Raw genomic sequence first — 21,043 nt, 5'->3', positions numbered from 1 at the left:
AACGCCCAAGGCCTTGTCGAGCCCGAACAGGAAGATCCGATGAATGGGAGTTTCGTGAGGGGCTCCGATTCGAATCCGGCTGCGGCGCGCTTCGTCAACGGGTCGATCCTGCGCCACGTCGTGGTGATGAGCGCCACGGGCTCCGTCGGCCTGATGGCGCTGTTCGTCGTCGATCTCCTGTCGCTCCTCTACGTGTCGAAGCTCGGCGACCCCATGCTCACGGCGGCCGTGGGCTTCGCCACCATCGTCCAGTTCTTCGCCATCGCCATCAATATCGGCCTGATGATCGCGGCCGGCGCCCTGGTCTCGCGCGCCATCGGGGCGGGCGACGAGGCGGGCGCCCGGCGTCTCGCCACCTCCGGCACCATCCACGGCATCATCGTGTCGGCCGTCCTCGTCGTGGCGATGCTGCCGTTCCTGCCGGTGTTCCTTACGGCCATCGGCGCCGATGCCGACACCCTTCCGGTGGCGACGCGCTTCCTCTGGATCACCCTGCCGTCGAACCTGCTCATGGGGCCCGGCATGATGTTCTCCGGACTGTTGCGCGCCGTCGGCGCCGCCCGGCAGGCCATGCTGGTGACGCTCGCCGGCGCCCTCGTCACCGCCGGCCTCGATCCCCTCCTCATCTTCGGCGCCGGCCTCGGCGTCGATGGAGCCGCCATCACCACCTGCGTGGCACGCGGCACCTTCGCCCTCGTCGGCCTGTGGGGCGTGCGCCGGTTCCGCATGCTCGCCCGGCCGCGCGTGGCCGACATCGTCGCGGATGCGCCCATCGTGTTCCGCATCGCCCTGCCGGCGGTGCTCACCAACCTCGCCCCCTCCGTCGCCAGCGCCTTCATCGCCTACGCCCTGGCGAAGTTCGGCGCCGTCGCCATCGCCGGCAACGTGGTCATCGACCGCCTCACCCCCGTGGCCTTCGGCGGCCTGTTCGCCCTGTCCGGTTCCATCGGGCCGATCCTCGGCCAGAACTGGGGCGCGGGCCGGTTCGACCGCATGCGCGGGGTCCTGCGTGACGGCGCCCTGGTCACGGGCGCCTACGTCGTCGTGGTCTGGATCGCCCTCGTCCTCGCCCGCGAGCCGCTGACGCGGCTGTTCGAGCTCCAGGGGGTGGCCGCCGACCTGTTCGGGTTCTTCTGCCTCGTCAGCGGCGGGGTGTGGTTCTTCACCGGGCTGCTGTTCCTCTCGAACGCCTCGTTCAACAATCTCGGCTTCCCGTTCTACTCGACGGTCTTGAACTGGGGCCGGGCCACCGTCGGCACCGTGCCGCCGGCCCTGCTCGGCGCGCATCTCTACGGTCCCAAAGGGGTCATCGCCGGGGTCGGCCTCGGCGCGATCCTCTTCGGCCTCGCCGGCATCGTCCTCGCCCTGCGCACGGTCTCGACCTTGGAGGCCCGTGCCGCCGCCCTCCCGGCACCGGAACCGGAGGCGATGCGGACGACGACGGACGCGTCCCTGGCCGCCGGGCCGGCCCAATCCGGCGTCCTCGTCTGAAGTCCGGTCCCCCTGTGGAAAAACCCGAGCCGCGCCGTCACGTCCTGGAAACAAAACCCTTCGGCCCACGTTCAGACTGCAATCTCCGAGAGACCGGAGCCGGCTTTTCCTTCCCGAGGGTTTGACCATGATCGCCGACCAGATCTCCGCCAAGTCCGCCCAGAAGACCCACCTCGACGTCTACGACACCCACGCCCGCTCCAGCATGGCCGCCCGTCTCGGCGTGTCCGAGGACCGTCTGCGCAAGGCGGTGCACATCGTCGGTTCGCGCATCTCGACCCTCACGAGCTACTTCCACAAGTAGGCCGTCGCGCACGGGATCGAGGGGACGCCGGCGACGGCGTCCCCTTTGTCGTGAGTGGTGCTTCGCCCTCCCCTGCCCTAGGTCGATCCGGTACCGCCCATCCGCGCATCCGGACCGCCATGACCGCTCCCATCACCGCCGCCATCCTCGTCATCGGCGACGAGATTCTGTCCGGCCGGACCAAGGACAGGAACATCGGCACCATCGCCGATTACTGCACGGCCGTCGGGATCGACCTGCGCGAGGTTCGAATCGTCCCCGACGAGCAGGATCGGATCGTCGCGGCCGTCAACGCCCTTCGTACCGGCCACACCTACCTCTTCACCACCGGCGGCATCGGTCCGACCCACGACGACATCACCGCCGACAGTGTGGCCGCCGCCTTCGGGGTGTCCATTGACGTCGATCCGCGCGCCAAGGCGATGCTGCTGGAGCGGCACAAGCCGGAGGATCTCAACGAAGCGCGCCTGCGCATGGCCCGCATTCCCGCCGGCGCGGATCTCATCGCCAACCCGGTTTCGAAGGCGCCGGGCTTCCGCCTCGGCAACGTCTTCGTCATGGCCGGCGTGCCGACGATCATGCAGGCGATGCTCGACGCCATCGGTCCGACCCTCGAGACGGGCGTTCGCGTTGTCTCCCACACCATCGAGGCCGGGAACCTCCCCGAGGGGACCTATGCGGGCGATCTCTCGGAGCTGGCCAAGACCCATCCGGGCGTGTCCATCGGCTCCTATCCGTCGATGACCCAGACGGGTTTCGCCAACCGAATCGTCGTGCGGGGCAAGGATGCGCAGGCCCTCGACGCGGCGCGGGCCGACGTCGAAGCCCTGGTGAGACGCCTCCGCGACGGCGAGACCGCTTAGGCGCGCAGGGCCGGCTTGGCCTTCACGGCCGTCGCCAGGGCCTTCAGATGGCGATTGAGGGCGGCGATCTCGTTGAGGGCGATGGTCTTGTGACCATCCTTGACCGCGCGCTCGATGTCGCTGACTTGCTCGGTCACGATACGCTTCAGTTCGGCGGCGAGTTTGTCCCGTGTCATCGTCGCTCCTGTCACGCTCCGGGTGTCCGCCTCCTGATAGCCCGGCGTGCTTAACCGGGCGTTGTCGCGGTGCGATAGGGCGGTCCCGTCGATAGCGGTTTCGTGATCGGGGAAACAGGCTTGAGCAGCGATTCCGAGGGTCCGACCGCATTCCAACCGTAGGTGTTGCGCTGCGGGCATAGCGTGACCGTCTGCCCCCACATTAAGCTCGGCGCAGCCTTCAGCCCTTCGTCGAGAACCCATTCCCATGTTCGCCAAGCTCCTCCTGGCCGGCACCGCTGCAATCCTCGCCGTGTCGAGCGCTTCCGCCGCCGACCTGCCGCGCCGCGCTGCGCCGCCGCCCGTCTTCACCGCCGTGCCGGTGTTCACCTGGACGGGCTTCTACCTCGGCACGCACAGCTCCTACGCCTTCAGCGACCGTCAGACGATCCGCACCACCGGCAACAACAATGGCCTCGGTGGCATCACCAACACCCAGCTCAACGTCGCCCAGGGCCGTCGCGCCGGCAACTTCCGCTCCGAGCAGGACGGCATCGGCAACGTCGGTGGCGGCATCGGTTACAACTACCAGTTCACCCCGGGCTCGGGCTTCGTCGTCGGCGCCGCCACTGAGGTGACCTGGACCGACATCAGCAAGAGCTACAGCTACTTCGGCCCGGTCATCCCCGGCGTGAACGTCGCCGCCGATCCGAGCAACCTGCGCCAGCGCCTCGACTACCTCGGCACCGTCACGGGCCGCCTCGGCTACGCCTTCGACCGGTTCCTCGTCTACGGGACCGGCGGCTTCGCCTACGGCAACGTCAACTACAGCGCCGGCTTCCTGAACCCGGCCGGCACCCTGGCCTATGCCGGCAAGTTCAACGGCATGGAGACGGGCTACGTCTACGGCGGCGGCATCGAGTACGCGATCCCCACGGACAGCTTCCTCAACCGCTTCAACTTCCTCGGTGGTCTCCTCGGCGCCAGCGCCGTGACCCTGAAGGCCGAGTACCTGCGCTACGACCTCGGCAGCCGCAACATCACGGTGAACACCACCGGCCTCACCGCCGCCACCGGCTCGTACACCTCGCGCTTCAACACCGAGGGCAGCATCGTCAAGGCCGGCTTCAACTACAAGTTCGGCGGCCTCTGAGCCCCATTGTTCGGCGGTCCTTCCGGACCGCCGAACTCGACGCAAAAGAAAGCCCCGCTCTCACGAGCGGGGCTTTCTTGCTGTCAGGGACCGAATGGGACCGGACGGTCAGGTCCGCCAGGGGTGGGCCGGCAGCTCCGTCGCCCCGATGGTGCTGGCACCCGCGAGCGCCACGGCGTGGTCATTCTCGACCGTCGAGCCGCTGACGCCGATGGCGCCGGACATCTCGCCGTCCTTGTCGACGATGGGGATGCCACCCGGGAAGGTGATCAACCCGTCGTTGGAATGCTCGATGCCGTAGAGCGGGCCGCCCGGCTGCGACAGCGCCCCGATCTGCCCGGTCATCATGCCGAAGAACACCGAGGTCTTGGCCTTCTTCTGCGCGATGTCGATGGAGCCGACCCAGGCCCCGTCCATCCGGTAGAAAGCCTTCAGGTTTCCGCCGGAATCGACGACGGCGATGCACATCTGGGTGTCGAGTTCGACGGCCTTGGCGCGGGCCGCTTCGATGGCCTTGTGGGCGTCTTCGATGGTCACGTGCATGGTGGTTTCTCTCCGTTCTCGTCGTTCGTGACGCGGACCCGCGTCGGCGATGCGTCCGCGGGCGCCGCCGGCGAATGCTGCGGCATTCCGTGCCGGATGGCAAAACGGCCGCCCCTCCGGGCGGCCGTCCTGTCTCTCGACTTTCGCGAGCCGAATGGGATCAGTTCGACGCCATGGCGTTGGCCTTCTCGATCAGCGCCTCGGCCATGCGGATCGAGGCGATGTCGATGAGGCGACCGTCGAGGGAGACGGCGCCGCGGCCGGCTTTGGCGGCCTCTTCCATGGCGACGAGGATGCGGCGCGCCTTGGTGACTTCGGCCTCGGACGGGGTGAAGACGTCGTTGGCGAGGTCGATCTGGCTCGGGTGGATCGCCCACTTGCCCTCGAAGCCGAGGGCCGCGCAGCGCTTGGCCGCCGAGACGTAGCCATCGGGATCGGAGAAGTCGCCGAACGGGCCGTCGATGGGGCGCAGGCCGTAGGCGCGGCAGGCGACGAGCATACGGTTCTGGGCGAACAGCCACGGGTCCTGCCAATGGGTCTGGCGGTTCCCGGCCTCGTCCTTGTCGGTGAGCACGGAGAAGTCGGGATTCACCCCGCCAATGACCTGGGCGCGGGCGCGGGTCGAAGCGGCGTAGTCGGCGACACCGAACGACATGGCCTCCAGGCGCGGCGAGGACTGGGCGATGGCCTCGACATTGGCCATGCCGAGGGCCGTCTCGATGAGCACCTCGAAGCCAATCTTCTTCTCGCGCTTCTTAGCCTGCTCGATCTGCGTCGTCAGCACGTCGATGGCGTAGACGTCCGCCGCGACGCCGACCTTGGGGATGAGGATCATGTCGAGGCGCGGACAGGCCTCCACGATGTCGACCACGTCGCGGTACATGTAGTGGGTGTCGAGACCGTTGATGCGGATCATCATGGTCTTGGTGCCCCAGTCGATCTCATTGAGCGCCTGGATGATGTTCTTGCGGGCCTGCTCCTTGTCGTCGGGCGCCACGGCGTCCTCGAGGTCGAGGAAGATCACGTCGGCCTTCGAGCTGGCCGACTTCTCCATGAAGGTCGGGTTGGAGCCGGGAACGGCGAGTTCCGAGCGGTGGAGGCGCGGCGTCGCCTGCTGGATCAGGGTGAAGCTCATGGGTGTTTCCTTCCTGTGGGGTTGGTGTTCTGGCCGATGATGCAACGCTCGGACGCGGGGCACCAGACGGAGGGGTGTGCGCTCGCGCGCGGTCCGAGGGCCGTGGCCGGCCTCCGGGATCCTGATGAAATCTCTCAGCCCGTCGCGCCGAAGCCGACGGCGATGCAGTTGATGGACAGCAGCAGGGCGGATTTGACCGCCTCGCGCTTGTCCTCGTCCTCCTCCGCGCGGAAGCGGCGCAGCAGTTCCACCTGCTCGCGGCTGACCTGATTGATGGTCGGCAGGCGCCCGTTGAGGCGGTCGCGGAACAGGGGGAAGCGCGCGGCGAGTTCGGAATCGCCGCTGACCCGCAGACACATCTCCCGGGTCAGGGCGTACTCGGCCTCGATCAGCGGGAAGATGCTGTTGCGCGCGCCCTCGTCGTGAACGAGGCCGGCGTAGTCGCGGGCGATCTCGAGATCGACCATGAGCAGGGTCTTCTCGACCTCGTCGAGAATCAGGCGGAAGGCCTTCGATTCGGCGAAGAGCCGCTTCAGCTGCGCCTCGCCCTGCGCCCCGCGCACGTCGAGGAAGCTCTTCAACCCCGAGCCGACGCCGTACCAGCCGGTGATGACGTGGCGGTTCTGCGACCAGGCGAACACCCAGGGGATCGCCCGCAGGTCGGACAGCGAGCGTGCGCCGAAGCGCCGGGCCGGGCGCGAACCGATGTTGAGGAGCGCGATCTCGTCCAGCGGGCTGGCCGCGCCGAAATAGGTGACCAAGTCCGGATGCTGGATCAGGTTGACGTAGGCCGCGCGCGAGGCCCCGGACAGGGCCTCCAGGCAATCGTCGAACTCGTTGCGGGGAATCTTGGCGGCTTCCCGCTCCGACTTCAGGGCATGCTCGAACACCGAGGAGGCGAGCAATTCCATCTGATAGGCGGCGGTGCCCCGGTTGGCGTACTTGAACGAGACGACCTCGCCCTGCTCCGTGGTGCGGTAACGCCCGTTGATCGAGCCCGGCGGCTGCGCCGCGATGGCCCGCGCCGTGGGCGCCCCGCCCCGGCTGACGGAGCCGCCGCGCCCGTGGAAGAACGCGATGGGCACGCCCGAGGCCTTGCCGAGGTCGGTCAGCTTGCCCTGCGCCTTGTAGAGCTCCCAGTTCGAGGCGACGAAGCCGCCGTCCTTGTTCGAATCCGAGTAGCCGATCATCACCTCCTGCACGCCGCCCTGCCACCGGGTCGACCGGCGCACCACGGGGATGGAGAACAGCTCCTTCATGATGGCCGGCGCCGCGCGCAGGTCGTCGATGGTCTCGAACAGGGGCACGATGGGCAGGCAGCAGATCTCGGTGCCGGTGGCGTCGAGGAAGTTGCCGGCCTCCTTGGCCAGCAGGTAGGCGCCGAGGATGTCCTGCACCGAGCGGGTCATCGACAGGACGAACGAGCCGAAGGCCTCGCGGTCGAGCTGCTCGCGCATCTCGCCCACCAGGGCGAAGGTCTCCAGGGTCTCCCGGGCATCGTCGGGCAGGTTCTCGAACGAGCGCTCGCCCTTGCGGGGTTTCGCGAGTTCGTCCAGCAGCCACTTCTTCCACTCGGGCGCATCGAGGTCGGGCGGCGTCTTGTTCTGGCCGTTGGCCTCGGCCCAGAGGGCATGCAGCGTCTTGGTCGTGCGCGTAGTGTTCTCGCGCAGATCGAGGCGGACGGTGGAGAAGCGGAAGATCTCGACCATGCGGCGGACGGGGCGCACGAGGTCGGTGGCGAGCGACGGACATTTCGCATCGGCCAGCCCCTGCTCCAGGGTGCGCAGATCGTTGATCAGATTGTCGGCGCTCGGATAATCCGGACCGGTGGAGCGCTGGCCCTCGTTGCGCCGGATGGTGGCCTCGAGCTTGCGCAGGATGCAGGTGAGGAACTGGCGGTAGGCCTCGCCGGGATTGCGGCTGGCGATGGCGCGGCCGTCGCCGCTCTCGGCCAAGAGCTGCGCGAGTTCGGCCTTGAACGTCGCCGGCACCGGTAGGGAGCGCTCGGTGAGCGAAAGGGTGCGGCCGAGGGCGGTGACGCCTTCGCGATAGCGCCGGAGGGACGCCAGCGCGTTGCGCTGCAGGGTGGCGCGGGTGACCGACGAGGTCACGTAGGGGTTGCCGTCGCGGTCGCCGCCGATCCACGAGCCGAACTGGAAGAACGGCGGCACCTCGAACTTCTCGTCGGGGTAGTACTGGGCGAGACTTTCCTCGAGTGAATACAGCACTTCGGGCAGCATCTCGAACAGGGTCTCGTCGAAGAAGTGCAGGCCCCAGGCGACCTCGCGCTCGACGGTGGCCTTCTCCAGATGGAGCTCGCCCGTCATCCACACGAGTTCGATCTGGTCGCGCAGCTCGTTCATCAGGCCGTTGCGCTCGCGCTCGGTCCAGCGCGGCAGCTCCAGCTCGCGCAGCACGAGGTAGATGCGGCGGAATTTTTCCAGCACGGTGACGCGCTTGCCCTCGGTGGGGTGCGCCGTGATGGTCGGCCGGATGCGCAGATCCTTCAGCAGCGCGTGGATCTCCGGCGCCTTGATGCCGCTCTGGGCGGCCTCGGCCAGGACGGCGCTGAAGCTGCCGCTCAGGGCCTCGCGGCCCTTGGTGCGCTCCACCTGCCGGCGCCGGCGCATGGCGGCGTTCTGCTCGGCGATGGAGAGCAGCTGGAACCAGATGCCCTGCACCTGAAGGGCACGGGCAAGGAGCTCGGGCGAGAACGCCGAGATGTTGGCGCGGCCATGCAGCACCTCTTCCAACTCGGGCTCGTGCCGGCGCGCCACCTCGACGAGGGCGCGGAACAGAATGTCGAGGGCTTCCTTCGACGACGTGCCGGTGATGACCGGCGGCGCGAAGGTATGGTCGATGGCTGCGACCGGAGCGTGAAGGGTATCCGTCATGGACAAGGCCACCTCGAAAGGAATCTGTGCCGATCGACCGCGACGGAGGCGGTCAACGGGAGGGCGGCCGCCCCGGTAGCATGGGACCGCCGCCGGAACGATCAAGGGTCGGATTTTCTCGGGCATGACCACCGGCGCGGGGGCCTTCTCCCCTCTGCGGGAGAAGGTGGCCCGCGAAGCGGGTCGGACGAGGGGCTGCGCCCGGTCCGGAGAGGTCCACCCCCCGCCCACTGCGTGGGCACCCTCCCCCGCAGAGGGGGGAGGGTTCATGCGCTCACGCCGCCAGCTTGCGCATCACCTGCGCCACCGTCGAGCCGAACTCGCCGGGGCTCGGGGCCACGGTCAGACCATACGAACGCATGATCTCGGCCTTCTCGGCGGCGCTGTCGCCCGTGGCCGAGATGATGGCGCCGGCATGCCCCATGCGGCGGCCCTTCGGAGCAGTGAGACCAGCGACGAAGCCGATGACGGGCTTCGTCATGTTCTCCTTGATCCAGGCGGAAGCTTCCGCTTCTTGCGGGCCACCGATCTCGCCGATCATGAGCACGGCCTTGGTCTCGGGGTCCTGCTCGAACAGGGCGAGGTGATCGAGGAAGGACGAGCCGTTGATAGGGTCGCCGCCGATACCCACCGAGGTGGTGATGCCGATGCCCTCTTCCTTCATCTGCGCGGCGGCCTCGTATCCGAGGGTGCCCGAACGCGAGATCACGCCGACATTGCCCTTGAGGTAGATGTGGCCGGGCATGATACCGAGCATCGACTTGCCGGGCGAGATGATGCCGGCGCAGTTCGGGCCCACCACCATGGTGCGCTTGTCCTTGGGGTAGCGGCGGAGATACCGCTTCACCCGCATCATGTCCTGGGCCGGGATGCCGTCGGTGATCGAGCAGATCAGGGCGAGGCCCGCATCGGCGCCTTCCATGATGGCGTCGGCCGCGAAGGGCGGGGCGACGAAGGTGATGGAGGTGGTGGCACCCGTGGCCTCCACCGCTTCCTTGACGGTGTTGAACACCGGCACGCCGAGATGGGTCTTGCCGCCCTTGCCGGGGGTGACGCCGCCGACGACGTTGGAGCCGTACTCCATCATCTCACGCGCGTGGAACGTGCCCTTGTCGCCCGTGATGCCCTGAATGATGATCGGGGTCTTCTCGTCGATCAGAATGCTCATGACGTATCCTCCCCGTTCTCAGTTGGCGCGCGTGGCCGTGGCGGACTTGGCGGCGGCACAGGCCTCGACGGCCTTGGCGGCGGCGTCGGACAGGCTGTTGGCGGTGATGAGGTCGAGGCCGCTCTCGGCCAGGATCTTCTGGCCCGCCTCGACGTTCGTGCCGGCGAGCCGGACGATGAGCGGCACGTCGATCTTCACTTCCTTGGCCGCCTGAATCACGCCCTGGGCGACCCAGTCGCAGCGGTTGATGCCGGCGAAGATGTTGACGAGGATCGCCTTGACGTTGCGGTCGGACAGCACCAGCCGGAACGCCGTCGCGACACGGTCGGGCGAAGCGCCGCCGCCGACATCGAGGAAGTTGGCCGGCTCGCCGCCCGCGTGCTTGATCATGTCCATGGTGGCCATGGCCAGACCGGCGCCGTTGACGATGCAGCCGATCTCGCCCTCGAGACCGATGTAGGACAGGTTGTGCTCGGCGGCCTGGGCCTCGCGCGGATCACCCTGCGAGGGATCGTGCATGTCGGCGATGTTGCGCCGGCGGAACATGGCGTTGTCGTCGAACGACATCTTGGCATCGAGGGCCAGGACGCGGTCGTCCTTGGTGACCACCAGCGGGTTGATCTCCAGCATGGTGCCGTCGCAATCGCGGAACGCCCGGTAGGCGTTCATGATCGTTTTCACGGCGGCCGAGACCTGGCGGATGTTCAGTCCGAGCTGGAACGCGATCTCGCGGGCCTGGAACTGCTGCAGGCCCACCGCCGGCTCGACCACCACCTGGATCAGGGCCTCGGGCTCGTTGGCGGCGATTTCCTCGATGTCCATGCCGCCGCGCTGGGAGGCGATGACGCGCACGCGCTCGGCCTTCCGGTCCAGCACGTAGCCGAGGTAGAGTTCACGCTCGAACGGATCGGCGGTCTCGACGTAGACCCGCTGTACCGGCTTGCCCTCGGGGCCGGTCTGCAGGGTGACGAGGCGCTTGCCGAGCAGGTCCTTGGCGGCGTCGCGGACCTCGTTGTAGGTCCGGCACAGCTTGATCCCGCCGGCCTTGCCGCGGGCGCCGGCGTGGATCTGCGCCTTCACGGCCCAGAACGAGCCGCCGAGCTCGGTGGCGGCGTAGACCGCCTGATCGGGGCTGAAGGCCACCGCGCCCTTGGGAACCGCCACGCCGAAGCCCGCGAGCAACTCCTTGGCTTGGTACTCGTGAACGTCCATGTGCGATCTCCTCGACGTTTCCTTGGGCGAACCTTCTCGTAAATTTCACTTCGCGAAAAGGGCTCTGCCGTTTATATTTTTTTACATTCTCGTTGAGTCTGCCTTGAAGGCAGTCGGAATGCTTTTCGTATTCAACCCGATTCGGCAGCTGACCTTGGCGTTAGGCTGCGAACGAGGACTTTCCCGCCGGTCTTGTTTGCGATGCGGAACGAGAGCCGTCCCGCATCGCAAAACATCAGTTCACCTTGGCCTTGACGATCTCGTAGATCGACTCGTTGAGCGGACCGGCCGAGCCGAGCAGGGTCTCGAGCTCGGCGAGACGCGCGTCGGCGAAGGCGCGGTCGTCCAGGCCCTTGGCGTTGACGTAGACATTCAGCGCGGCGCTGCGCAGACCCGCATGGGCGGAGAGCACCGCGACACCGGCATCGGAGATGACGTTGAGGTTGCCCTTGTCGGCGACGGGCTGGGCGAGGTCGATGACCTTGCGGCAGGCCCGGCAGCATTCGAGGGGCACGTCCGTGGCGACCTTGAGGGCCGCCTGGATCTTCTCCGCCCGGGCAGCCTTTTCCTCGTCCGTGGTCTTGGGAAGCCCGTAGGCGCCCATCACCGCGTCGAAGGCCGCGACGTCGTCGGCGATCATGCCGGTGAGCTCGGCCCGGAGCGCCTCGGATTGCGAAAGGATCTCCTTCAGCTCGCCCTCGACCTCGACGTACTTCTTCTTCCCGATGGTGAGGTTGCACACCATGCTGAGCAGCGCCGCCCCCATGGCGCCGTGGATGGCGGCGGCGCCGCCGCCACCGGGGGTCGGGGCCGAGCTGGCGAGCCCGTCGAGGAAGGTCTGGATGGTCGCGTCGGCGGCCATAACTCAGGCCATCTTCTTGGCGAGGGCGTAGATCTCCTCGGCGTCGAGCACCTGCTCGGTGCTGTCGAAGAGCTGGCCGACGCAGGCGCGGTGGAGCTTCAGCTTCAGGCCGCCGATGCCGAGCGCGCCGAACACCTTCTTGCCGTGGCGGTCCTTGCCCTTGTCCATGGCGTCGATGCCGCCGAAGCCGAGGGGGGGCTGGGCGTTGTAATCGGCGACGAACTCGATGCTGGCCTCGTCCTTCCAGTCGGCTTCCGACAGGAGCTCGATGCCGATGGCGCCGGCAGAGAACACGAGGTTCTGGCCCTTGACGATGGCGGCGCGGGAGGCGGCGTCCGGCGTCGCGGCGGCCGAGATCTCGACCTTGAAGCGCTTGTTGATCTGGTCGGCGGCGGCCTGGGCCTTGTCGAGGGAGCGGCCGCACAGGATCACGGTGGCGCCTTCCTGGGCGAGGAGGGCGGCCGAGCGCATGCCGACGGGGCCGGTGCCGGCCAGCACCACGGCCTTCTTGCCCTGGAGCGAGCCGGCGGCCTTCTGCACCAGGGCGACGCCGGCGGCGGCGGTGGTGTTGGAGCCGTTGGAATCGAGCATCACCGAGACGCGGAACGGGCCGAAGAAGCGCTTCTTCACCGCGCTCAGCACCGCCTCGCCGGCCGCCATGCTGCCGCCGCCGACGAAGATCGCCGTGGACTTCTTCTCGGAGCCGCCGCGGGTGTAGATCGTGCCATCCACCAGGGCGCCGACGTTCTCGGGCGTCACGTTGCCGTAGCCGGTGATGTGGTCGGCGCCGCCGTCGTAGCCCACCACCACGTCGAACACGCTCGGCACGGCGTCGGTGTCGAATTGGAACAGCAGTTTTTTCATTGTTCTTGATCCCTGTCGTTTCCACGCTTGGCGCGGCTGGCGTTTATTTTTGAGTTCCCGGTCGCAGCCTCGCTGCGGGGCGTGACGCGATCCCTCCCCTGTGCGGCGAGGGAAAGCCCGTCACACCACGTTCTGCGGCTTGCCCGCGACGAAGGCCTCGACGTTGTCCACGAGCTGGTCGGCCAGGATCTGCATGGCCTCCTTGCTTGCCCAGGCCACGTGCGGCGTGACGATGAGGTTGGGCAGGTCGAGCTCGCACAGGATGTTGCCGTTCTTCGGCGGCTCGGTCACGACCACGTCGAAGCCCGCACCCCCGATGGTGCCGTTCTGGAGCGCCTCGGCCAGGGCCTCCTCGTCGACGAGGCCGCCGCGCGCGGTGTTGATGAGAAGCGCGTGCTTCTTCATCTTCGCCAGCTCGGCGCGGCCGATCATGTTGCGGGTCTCGGGCGTCAGCGGCGCGTGCAGGGTGATGACGTCGGACTGGGTCAGGATGGTCTCGAAGTCGACCAGTCCCTCCTGGGGGAACACGTCGTAGGCGATGACCTTCATGCCGAGCGCTTCCGCCCGCTTGGCGATGGACTTGCCTAGCGCCCCGTAGCCGACGATGCCCAGCGTCGAGCCGGCGATGTCGTGGATCGGGTAGTCGAAGTAGCAGAACTGGGTGGATTTCGCCCAATCGCCCCGGCGCACGGAATTGGCGTAGGGCACGATGGCCCGGCGCAGGGCGAAGATCAGGCCGATCACGTGCTCGGGCACGGTGTTGAAGGCGTAGTTGCGGATGTTGACGACGGTGATGCCGAGTTCCTTGGCGGCTGCCTTGTCGACCACGTCCGTGCCGGTGGCGGCCACGGCGATGAGCTTGAGGTCGGGGAGCTGCTTCAACACGTCGGCGCGCATGGGCACCTTATTGATGAGGGCGATCTCGGCGCCCTTCAGGCGCTCGACGATCTCCTCGGGCGTCCAGGTCGAATCGTACTCGACGTAGTCGTGCGGAAAATTGAACTCCCGGACCTCGGCGTCGAGGGACTCGCGGTCGAGGAACACGATTGTCTTCGTCATGGAATCCCTCAGGTCGATCCGGCCGAACCGCCGGCAGCACGGTGGTCGATGGGGTCGCCGGGGCGAAGGATCGCCCCGGCGGTCGTCAGGTCAGGCCTTGGCCAGGGGATTCTCGCGCAGGTAGCTCGACGCGGCGGCGACACCCGAGCCGGGCGTGACCTTCACGCCGTGGTCGAGCATGGCCATCTCGGCACCCGCGATGGCGCCCAGCAGCGACAGCTCGTTGAGGTCGCCGACGTGGCCGATGCGGAACACCTTGCCGGCGAGCTTGTTCAGGCCGGCGCCGAGGGCGAGGTTGTAGCGGACGTAGGCGTGCTTGATGATCGCCGCGCCGTCGATCCCCTCGGGCACCACGATGGTGGTGACCGTGTCGGAGTTCCACTTGGGCTCCTTGGCGCAGGTCTTGAGACCCCAGGCCGCCACGGCCTGGCGGGTCGCCTCGCCGAGGACGTGGTGGCGGTGGTAGACGTTCTCGAGGCCTTCCTCGTTGAGGCAGGCGAGCGCCTCGCGCAGGCCGTAGAGCAGCGGCAGCGACGGGGTGTAGGGGAAGTAGCCGGCCGGGTTCTGCTTCTGGTGGTCGGCCCAGTCGAAGTAGACGTGGGCGAGACGGTCGTTCTTGCCGGCGGACGCCTCGGCGGCCTTGAGGGCCTTCTCGCTGACGCAGATCACGCCGAGGCCGGCGGGCAGCATCAGGCCCTTCTGGGAGCCGGCGATGGCGCAATCGACGCCCCACTCGTCCATCTTGTAGGGGAGCGAGCCCACCGACGACACGCCGTCGACGAACAGCAGGGCCGGGTGGCCGGCGGCGTCGATGGCCTTGCGCACGGCGCCGATATCCGAGGTGACGCCGGTGGCGGTCTCGTTATGGACGACCATGACGGCCTTGATCTCGTGGTTCTTGTCGGCGCGCAGGGCCTCGCCGATCTTCTCCGGGTCTGCGCCCGTGCCCCACTCCTCGTCCTGCACGATGACGTCGAGGCCGAGGCGCTCGGCCATGTCGACCCAGAGCAGGCTGAACTGGCCGAAGCGCGAGGTCAGCACCTTGTCGCCGCGGGCCAGGGTGTTGGTGAGCGCCGATTCCCAGATGCCCGTGCCGGAGGCCGGGAACAGGAAGATCGTGCCCTTGGTCGAGCCGAACACCGCCTTGGTGTCCTCGAACAGGGGCTTGGTCAGGGCGGGGAAGTCCACCGAGCGATGGTCCTCGGACTGCACCACCATCGATCGCAGGACGCGATCGGGGATGTTCGTCGGGCCAGGAACGAAGAGGTGGTTGCGACCCGGCCGTTTCGTTGCCGCCATGATGATGTCTCCGGTTCTCAAAGTAAGTGCGCGCGACACGTGCGACGCGATGGTTCAGTGGCGGAAGGTCTGCCCCATGGGGCCGCCCTTCCGGGTGGGATCGATGACGAGACGTCGGCCCGGTCGGGCCGCCCTCTCGGGTGGGCAGGCTCCTACGCGCTTGCGGATCGGCCGGATACCCGGCCCGCTCCACTTGCCCTCAGGCAATATTGCCCGAGGGAATTCGACGGCCTCGCCCTACGGCGGAAACCCCGATCCCATCGGGAGCGAGGCGCCGTGCTGTCGATGGGCTGCAGGGCGTTCGAGACCCACGCCGCGATGCGCGGACGCATCGAAGCGCGCGGACGTCCGTGGACGGGTCCGACGATCTCAAGCCGTTCTCCAGGCCGGGGCGCGCTCGAAGAACCGCGCCGCCCCAGGCCGTGCAGGCGCCATGCTGCCCCGTATGTCGCTGCCCTTCTTCACCTCGCAGGGCTCCGGACGCGCGATTTCCCGCGCGGTCCGGTGGGGCACCTTGGAGGCGACTATGCCTTCCTTCGCGCAGGAAGGAAAACCCGAAAAACTTCGCGAAACGTCAAATAATTTTATAGCCGCGCAAGGCTCGCGATGCGGTGCCGCACGGCGCGACGACGCTTCCCGGCGGCCGGCCGGCGTCATCAAAGTGATACGGGAATCCGGTTTGGCTCGGTCCGATGCAGATGCGTTCGGAGACCACCATGGGCGAAGATTCGGAGAAGACCATCCGCGTCCGAACCCTGTTCCTGTCGGACATGCACCTCGGGACCAAGGGTTGCCAGGCGGCGTTGCTGCTCGAATTTCTGCGCGATTACGATGCCGACGAAATCTACCTCGTCGGCGACATCGTCGATGGCTGGCAGCTCAAGTCCGGCTGGTACTGGCCGCAGAGCCACAACGACGTGGTCCAGAAACTCCTGCGCAAGGTGCGCAAGGGGTCGACCCTGATCTACGTGCCGGGCAATCACGACGAGTTCCTGCGCGACTACATCGGCATGACCTTCGGGGGCATCGAGGTCGCCGACCAGCGCCTCCACGTGGCGGCGGACGGCAAGCGCTACCTCGTGATCCACGGCGATCAGTTCGACATGGTGGTGCGCCACGCCCGCTGGCTCGCCTATCTCGGCGACGGCGCCTACACGGCGGCCCTCTTCGTCAACACCCACCTCAACACCCTGCGCCGGCGCCTCGGGCTCGCCTACTGGTCGCTCTCGGCCTGGGCCAAGCTGCGGGTGAAGAACGCCGTCAACTTCATCGGCAAGTTCGAGGAATTGCTCGCGGCGGAAGCCAAGCGCGTCGGGGCCGACGGGGTGATCTGCGGCCATATCCATCACGCCGCCAACCGGACCATCGGCGGTCTCACCTACCTCAACACCGGCGACTGGGTGGAATCCTGTACCGCCATCGTCGAACACTACGACGGCACCATGGAGGTGCTGCATTATCCGAGCATCGTGCGCGCCCGGGATGCCCGGGACGACGCCCTCGCCGGACGGCGGCCCGACGGCGCGCGGGCGGTCGCGTGAGGCTCCTCATCGCCACGGATGCCTGGCACCCGCAGGTCAACGGCGTCGTGCGCTCCCTGGAGCACATGGCGGCCGCCGGCGTGGGCCTCGGGATCGACACGGTGTTCCTTACCCACAAGGACTTCGCCTCGGTGCCCCTGCCGGGCTACCCCGAGATCCGCCTGTCCTGCGCGACGCGCGGGGCGGTGGCCCGGCGCTGGGAAGGTCTACGCCCCACGCACGTCCACATCGCCACGGAGGGCACCGTCGGCTACGCCACCCGCCGCTACTGCCTGAGCCATCGCCGGCCGTTCACCACGAGCTACCACACCCGCTTCCCCGAATACCTCGCCGCCCGCGCGCCGGTGCCGGAATCCTGGAGCTACGCCTGGCTGCGCCGGTTCCACGGGGCGGCCAACGGGACCATGGTCAGCACGCCGTCCTTGGAGCGGGACCTTTCGGCGCGCGGCTTCACCAACCTCATGCGGTGGACGCGCGGCGTCGATACCGACGTTTTCCAACCCAAATCCGGCGACGTCGATCCCCTCGCCGGCCTGCCCAGGCCGGTCTTCCTGTTCGTCGGGCGCCTGGCCGTCGAGAAGAACATCGCCGCCTTCCTCAGCCTCGACCTGCCCGGCTCAAAGGTGGTGGTGGGCGACGGGCCGGACCGGGCGCGCCTCGCTTCCCTCGCCCCCGACGCACATTTCCTCGGCACCCGCACGGGGGCGGCCCTGGCGGCGGTCTATGCCGCCGCCGATGTCTTCGTGTTCCCGAGTCTCACCGACACGTTCGGCATCGTCCTCCTGGAGGCGCTCGCCTGCGGCGTGCCCGTGGCGGCCTATCCGGTCACCGGTCCCCTCGACGTCATCGGCGGCACGGATGCGGGGGTGCTTGACCACGATCTCCGCAGGGCGGCCCTCGCGGCCCTGAACGTCCCGCGCGACCGGTGCCGGGCGCAGGCCCTGCGCTACACCTGGGCCGAGAGCGCGCGGCAATTCTACGGCAACATCGCCGAGGCCCATGGCACGCCCGGCCCCCGCACGCGCCCCGGCCCCCGCGGCGATCGTCTCGGTGTGAACACGGGACGCAGCGCCCCGGCGTGGTGACTCGGCCGGGCCGGACTGGCAGGGTCCGCCCCCAGCCCCGACGCCGCGTGTCCCCCGTATGCTTCCGTTCGATGCCGCTCAGGCGAACAATTATCCGGCCGTGATCGGGTGCGACGAGGTCGGGCGCGGGGCGCTGTGCGGACCCGTGGTCGTCGCGGCGGTGTGGTTCGACCCCCGGGCGATTCCGGGGGAGATCCTGGCGGCGCTCGACGATTCGAAGCGCCTGAAGCGGGCGGAGCGCGAGCGTCTGACCCCCCTCATCCGCGCCCATGCCCGGGTAGCCCTGGCGGCCGGGTCGCGGGCCCTCGTCGATCGGATCAACGTGCGCGGCGCCACCCTCGACGCCATGGCGCGCGCCGTCCGCCGCCTCGGCCTCGATGCCCCGGTGCTGGTCGATGGCCGCGACGCGATCCCCGGCCTCGCCCTCTGCCGTCCCGTCATCGGCGGCGACCGCATCGTGCCGCAGATCGCCGCCGCCTCCATCGTCGCCAAGACCGTGCGGGACGCGGTGATGCGATCGCTCGCCCGGCGCCACCCGGCCTATGGCTGGGACAGCAACGTCGGCTACGGCACCAAGACCCACCTCGCCGGCTTGGCGACCCTCGGACGCTCGGCGCATCACCGCTGCAGCTTCACCCGCGCCTACGCACCCGAAACCCGCGCCCACGCGCCGGAGGCCCGCATCCACGGGCCCGAGTCCGCCCTCAGAACAGCGACAGCTGCGCCGTCGGCCGGGCGAACAGGTCGGTCCTGAGCTTCAAGCGCTCCTCGGGGTAGCCGAGGCGACGCCGGGCGAGGCGCATGCGGCGGACGATGAGGTCGGCGTAGGGCCCGGCCCCGACCATGCGGCGGCCGTACTCCGCATCGTAGGCACGCCCGCCGCGGGCTTGGCGCACCAGGGACATCACGTGCGCGCGGCGCCCCGGATAATGCTCGGCGAACCAGTCGTCCACGAGGGCGTCGAGTTCCAGGGGCAGGCGCAGCAGCACGTGGTTCGCTTCCCGCGCGCCGCGCTCGCGGGCGGCGGTCAGGATCGCCTCGATCTCATGGTCGTTCAGCGACGGGATCACCGGGGCGGCGATGACCATGACGGGAATTCCCGCCGCACTCAGGCGCTCGATGGCCTCGAGGCGCTTCTTCGGATGCGGCGCGCGCGGCTCCAGGCGGCGGGCGAGGTCGGGATCGAGGGTGGTGACCGAAACGGCGACCTTCACGAGATCGTCCCGGGCGAGGTCGGTGAGAAGATCGAGGTCGCGCACCACGAGGTTCGACTTGGTGACGATTCCCACGGGGTGCCGGAACCGCGCGAGCACTTCGAGGACGCTCCGGGTGAGGCGATGCTCGCGCTCGATGGGCTGGTACGGGTCCGTCGCCGTTCCCAGCGCGATGGTGGCAGGCCGGTAGCCCGGCGCCGACAATTCGGCCGTCAGGAGTTTGGCCGCCTCCGGCTTGTGAAACAGCCGCGTCTCGAAATCGAGGCCGGGCGAAAGGCCGACATAGGCGTGATTGGGCCGGGCGAAACAATAGACGCAGCCGTGCTCGCAGCCGCGATAGGGGTTGATCGAGCGGTCGAAGGAAATGTCGGGGGAGGTGTTGCGGCTGATGATCGTGCGGGCGTGCTCGGCCGTCACCACCGTCCGCAACGGGACCGGGGCCTCGGTCTCCCAGCCGTCGTCGAAGCTTTCGCGCCGCGTCGCCTCGAACCGCCCATCCGGATTGGCCGTGGCACCGCGCCCGCGCCGCGCCTCGCCCGGACGCGTCGTGCCGGCAAGGCGGCGCGCGGCGTCCGATGCCCCTTGACCCGCCGATCCCCGCACCCTGCCAGTCCTCCGTCACGTCAGGGAAGGAACATACCATGAACACAGCTCGGAGGGGCTGCACATAATCCAGGCAAAGACCGGTTTGGGTCCCGGCCTGCGCGCTTCCGTCAGCAAACCGGCCCCGCCGACGGCTTCAGTCGGCGCGAAAATACGGTATGCGCGGGCATGATCTCCGCTCTGATCCATGTGGCGCGGCCGACCGATCCCGAGGCGGTCGACCGGCTCGCCGACACCCTCGGCGCCCTCGTGGCCGGCGTCGCCGCCGGGCTCGTCGGCGATGCGGTCATCGTCGCGTCGAGCCACAGCGCGGCCATCGACACCGTCGCGGAGGCCACGGGTGCCAAGCTGGTCCTGCACCCGCGCGGCGGGTCGGCGTGGTCGGCCGGCGCGAAGGCAGCAAGGCGCGAATGGGTCCTGTGCCTGGAGGCCGGCGACGTGCCGGCCGAGGGCTGGATCCGCATCCTCGACCGCTTCATCGGGACCGCCCGGCCCGACGTGACCCTGGCCCGCCTGCGCCGCCCGCATACGGGTTTGCCGGCCCGCCTCGCCGCCCGGGGCGAGGGCGTCATCGGCGTCGGCGCGCCCCGTCCGGGCGACCTCGTCCGCCGCGAACGCCTGCTCGCCGGCCCGCGCTTCGTCCGGCGGGTGGCGGTGCGCCGGCTGACGGCCCGCCTCGAGCGGTCCTGAACGTCAGGACTCGGCGGCCGCTTGCATCCGCAGGCGCAGGCGCTCGACGTCATCGTGGTTGCCGGACAACAGATCGGTGATGTCGCCGTCGAGCAGGGCCGCGACGTGACGGCAGTTGGTGCCGTAGCGCCCCGCCATGCAGGTGCAGCGCAGGCGCAGACCCGTCGCCCGGTCCTCCAGGGTGACGGCGTAGCGGTCGCCGCGCCGGCCCTTCACGGCAAAACTGAGCGCCTGCACCCGTCGCGCCGCCGAGCCGGTACGGTCCGGCACCCCCCCTGGAACGGCGCGCGGCGGCATGGCACGGTCCGGTCCCTCCGGCACCGTCGTGACCGGCAGACGGATGGCGCGGGACAAGCCGAAGACATCGGGCGCCCCCGTCCGGCGCACGGCCGCCAGGGCGATCTCGGCGCACGCATAGGCATCCTCGCCGGCGTCATGGTGCTCGAAGCGGATGCCGAGGCGCGCCGCAACCTTGCCGAGTCCGCAGCCTTCCTCCGCCGGAAACACCCGGCGGGCGATCTGGAGGGTGCAGAGATAGGAGAAGGCCGGCGGGCGCAGGCCGTAGGCGGAGAGTGACGCGCGCAGGACCCCCATGTCGAAGCCGGCATTGTGGGCGAGCACCAGGCCGCTCGCGAGGTCCGGCAGGAACTCGGCCATCACCTCCGGAAACGTCGGCTGCGTCCGCACATCCGCCGGCACGATGCCGTGGACCCGGATGTTGCCCGGCGAGAACCGCAGCTCCGGCGGCCGGATCAGCCGCGATTCCCGACGCACCACGGCGCCGTCCGCGATCCAGGCCAAACCGACGGCGCAGGCACTGTCGCGCCGCTCGTTGGCGGTCTCGAAGTCGAGGGCGATGATCTTCTGCATGGGTCTCCGCACGGCCCGCCTCAACTACCCCCGGCGAG

20 protein-coding genes are annotated in these 21,043 nt (G+C 68.7%); 8 read left to right on the top strand and 12 right to left on the bottom strand.

Going from position 1 to position 21,043, the window contains the following annotated elements:
• The first annotated feature begins 54 nt into the window (after positions 1-54).
• From FV218_RS04825 to FV218_RS04815, 3 genes are all read left to right on the top strand, one after another.
• A complete protein-coding gene (locus FV218_RS04825) occupies positions 55-1,491 on the top strand; it encodes an MATE family efflux transporter (protein ID WP_246684988.1) in 1,437 nt (478 codons plus the stop codon).
• Between the two features lie 127 nt (positions 1,492-1,618).
• Positions 1,619-1,795 carry a DUF3606 domain-containing protein gene (locus tag FV218_RS04820; RefSeq protein ID WP_244474855.1) on the top strand — a complete coding sequence of 59 codons (177 nt, stop codon included), beginning with the start codon at positions 1,619-1,621 and terminating at the stop codon, positions 1,793-1,795.
• 119 nt (positions 1,796-1,914) lie between these two features.
• A complete protein-coding gene (locus FV218_RS04815; protein WP_147708897.1) occupies positions 1,915-2,658 on the top strand; it encodes a molybdopterin-binding protein in 744 nt (247 codons plus the stop codon).
• Here FV218_RS04815 and FV218_RS04810 read toward each other — a convergent pair.
• Positions 2,655-2,834, bottom strand: coding sequence for a hypothetical protein (locus FV218_RS04810; RefSeq protein ID WP_056086309.1), 180 nt, complete (start codon positions 2,832-2,834; stop codon positions 2,655-2,657). The genes FV218_RS04815 and FV218_RS04810 overlap by 4 nt on opposite strands.
• 247 nt (positions 2,835-3,081) lie before the next feature.
• Between FV218_RS04810 and FV218_RS04805 the strand changes: the two genes are divergently transcribed.
• A complete protein-coding gene (locus FV218_RS04805) occupies positions 3,082-3,966 on the top strand; it encodes a porin family protein (protein ID WP_147708896.1) in 885 nt (294 codons plus the stop codon).
• A 108-nt stretch (positions 3,967-4,074) separates the two neighbouring features.
• Here FV218_RS04805 and FV218_RS04800 read toward each other — a convergent pair whose 3' ends face one another.
• The 9 genes from FV218_RS04800 to FV218_RS04760 all read right to left on the bottom strand — a co-directional run bounded on the left by FV218_RS04800 (position 4,075) and on the right by FV218_RS04760 (position 15,002).
• Entirely contained in the window at positions 4,075-4,509 is a 435-nt protein-coding gene (locus tag FV218_RS04800) for a heme-binding protein (protein WP_147708895.1), read from the bottom strand.
• 160 nt (positions 4,510-4,669) lie between these two features.
• A complete protein-coding gene (locus tag FV218_RS04795) occupies positions 4,670-5,644 on the bottom strand; it encodes a CoA ester lyase (RefSeq protein WP_056086317.1) in 975 nt (324 codons plus the stop codon).
• Positions 5,645-5,778: 134 nt separating this feature from the next.
• On the bottom strand, positions 5,779-8,538 hold the full coding sequence (locus FV218_RS04790) for a phosphoenolpyruvate carboxylase (RefSeq protein WP_147708894.1): 2,760 nt from the start codon (positions 8,536-8,538) through the stop codon (positions 5,779-5,781).
• A 274-nt stretch (positions 8,539-8,812) separates the two neighbouring features.
• Complete coding sequence (gene sucD, locus FV218_RS04785; protein WP_056086325.1) at positions 8,813-9,706, bottom strand: succinate--CoA ligase subunit alpha; 894 nt, start codon at positions 9,704-9,706, stop codon at positions 8,813-8,815.
• A gap of 18 nt (positions 9,707-9,724) precedes the next feature.
• Positions 9,725-10,918, bottom strand: coding sequence for a malate--CoA ligase subunit beta (locus tag FV218_RS04780; protein WP_056086328.1), 1,194 nt, complete (start codon positions 10,916-10,918; stop codon positions 9,725-9,727).
• 235 nt (positions 10,919-11,153) lie between these two features.
• On the bottom strand, positions 11,154-11,780 hold the full coding sequence (gene fchA / locus FV218_RS04775; RefSeq protein ID WP_056086331.1) for a methenyltetrahydrofolate cyclohydrolase: 627 nt from the start codon (positions 11,778-11,780) through the stop codon (positions 11,154-11,156).
• A gap of 3 nt (positions 11,781-11,783) precedes the next feature.
• Positions 11,784-12,644, bottom strand: a complete 861-nt coding sequence (locus tag FV218_RS04770) for an NADP-dependent methylenetetrahydromethanopterin/methylenetetrahydrofolate dehydrogenase (protein WP_056086334.1) — start codon at positions 12,642-12,644, stop codon at positions 11,784-11,786.
• Positions 12,645-12,764: 120 nt separating this feature from the next.
• The gene (locus FV218_RS04765) at positions 12,765-13,703 is read right to left on the bottom strand and encodes a D-2-hydroxyacid dehydrogenase (RefSeq protein WP_056086336.1); all 939 of its coding nucleotides are present in this window, start codon (positions 13,701-13,703) and stop codon (positions 12,765-12,767) included.
• A gap of 90 nt (positions 13,704-13,793) precedes the next feature.
• Positions 13,794-15,002: an aminotransferase class V-fold PLP-dependent enzyme gene (locus FV218_RS04760; RefSeq protein WP_056086340.1), complete on the bottom strand. Its 1,209-nt coding sequence runs from the start codon at positions 15,000-15,002 to the stop codon at positions 13,794-13,796.
• Positions 15,003-15,718: 716 nt separating this feature from the next.
• Between FV218_RS04760 and FV218_RS04755 the strand changes: the two genes are divergently transcribed.
• From FV218_RS04755 to FV218_RS04745, 3 genes are read left to right on the top strand one after another with little or no spacing between them, the layout of a single operon-like run.
• Positions 15,719-16,543 carry a UDP-2,3-diacylglucosamine diphosphatase gene (locus FV218_RS04755; RefSeq protein ID WP_056090993.1) on the top strand — a complete coding sequence of 275 codons (825 nt, stop codon included), beginning with the start codon at positions 15,719-15,721 and terminating at the stop codon, positions 16,541-16,543.
• A complete protein-coding gene (locus tag FV218_RS04750; protein ID WP_056086343.1) occupies positions 16,540-17,628 on the top strand; it encodes a glycosyltransferase family 1 protein in 1,089 nt (362 codons plus the stop codon). The genes FV218_RS04755 and FV218_RS04750 overlap by 4 nt, the downstream gene beginning before the upstream one ends.
• Before the next feature lie 58 nt (positions 17,629-17,686).
• Positions 17,687-18,382: a ribonuclease HII gene (locus tag FV218_RS04745; RefSeq protein WP_082475933.1), complete on the top strand. Its 696-nt coding sequence runs from the start codon at positions 17,687-17,689 to the stop codon at positions 18,380-18,382.
• Here FV218_RS04745 and FV218_RS04740 read toward each other — a convergent pair.
• Positions 18,333-19,445 carry a PA0069 family radical SAM protein gene (locus FV218_RS04740; protein WP_056086345.1) on the bottom strand — a complete coding sequence of 371 codons (1,113 nt, stop codon included), beginning with the start codon at positions 19,443-19,445 and terminating at the stop codon, positions 18,333-18,335. The genes FV218_RS04745 and FV218_RS04740 overlap by 50 nt on opposite strands.
• Positions 19,446-19,613: 168 nt before the next feature.
• On the opposite strand from FV218_RS04740, the gene FV218_RS04735 reads away from it, so the two are divergent.
• Positions 19,614-20,135, top strand: coding sequence for a hypothetical protein (locus tag FV218_RS04735; RefSeq protein ID WP_147708893.1), 522 nt, complete (start codon positions 19,614-19,616; stop codon positions 20,133-20,135).
• 3 nt (positions 20,136-20,138) lie between these two features.
• Here the strand turns inward: FV218_RS04735 and FV218_RS04730 are convergent, their stop codons facing one another.
• On the bottom strand, positions 20,139-21,005 hold the full coding sequence (locus FV218_RS04730) for a 3'-5' exonuclease (protein ID WP_147708892.1): 867 nt from the start codon (positions 21,003-21,005) through the stop codon (positions 20,139-20,141).
• Positions 21,006-21,043 lie beyond the last annotated feature (38 nt).

It is taken from the genome of Methylobacterium sp. WL69, assembly GCF_008039485.1.
In the GTDB taxonomy this organism is placed as follows: Bacteria; Pseudomonadota; Alphaproteobacteria; order Rhizobiales; family Beijerinckiaceae; genus Methylobacterium.
The sequence above is the reverse complement of the archived record's forward strand: the minus strand, read 5'-3'. Positions and strand labels throughout refer to the sequence as shown.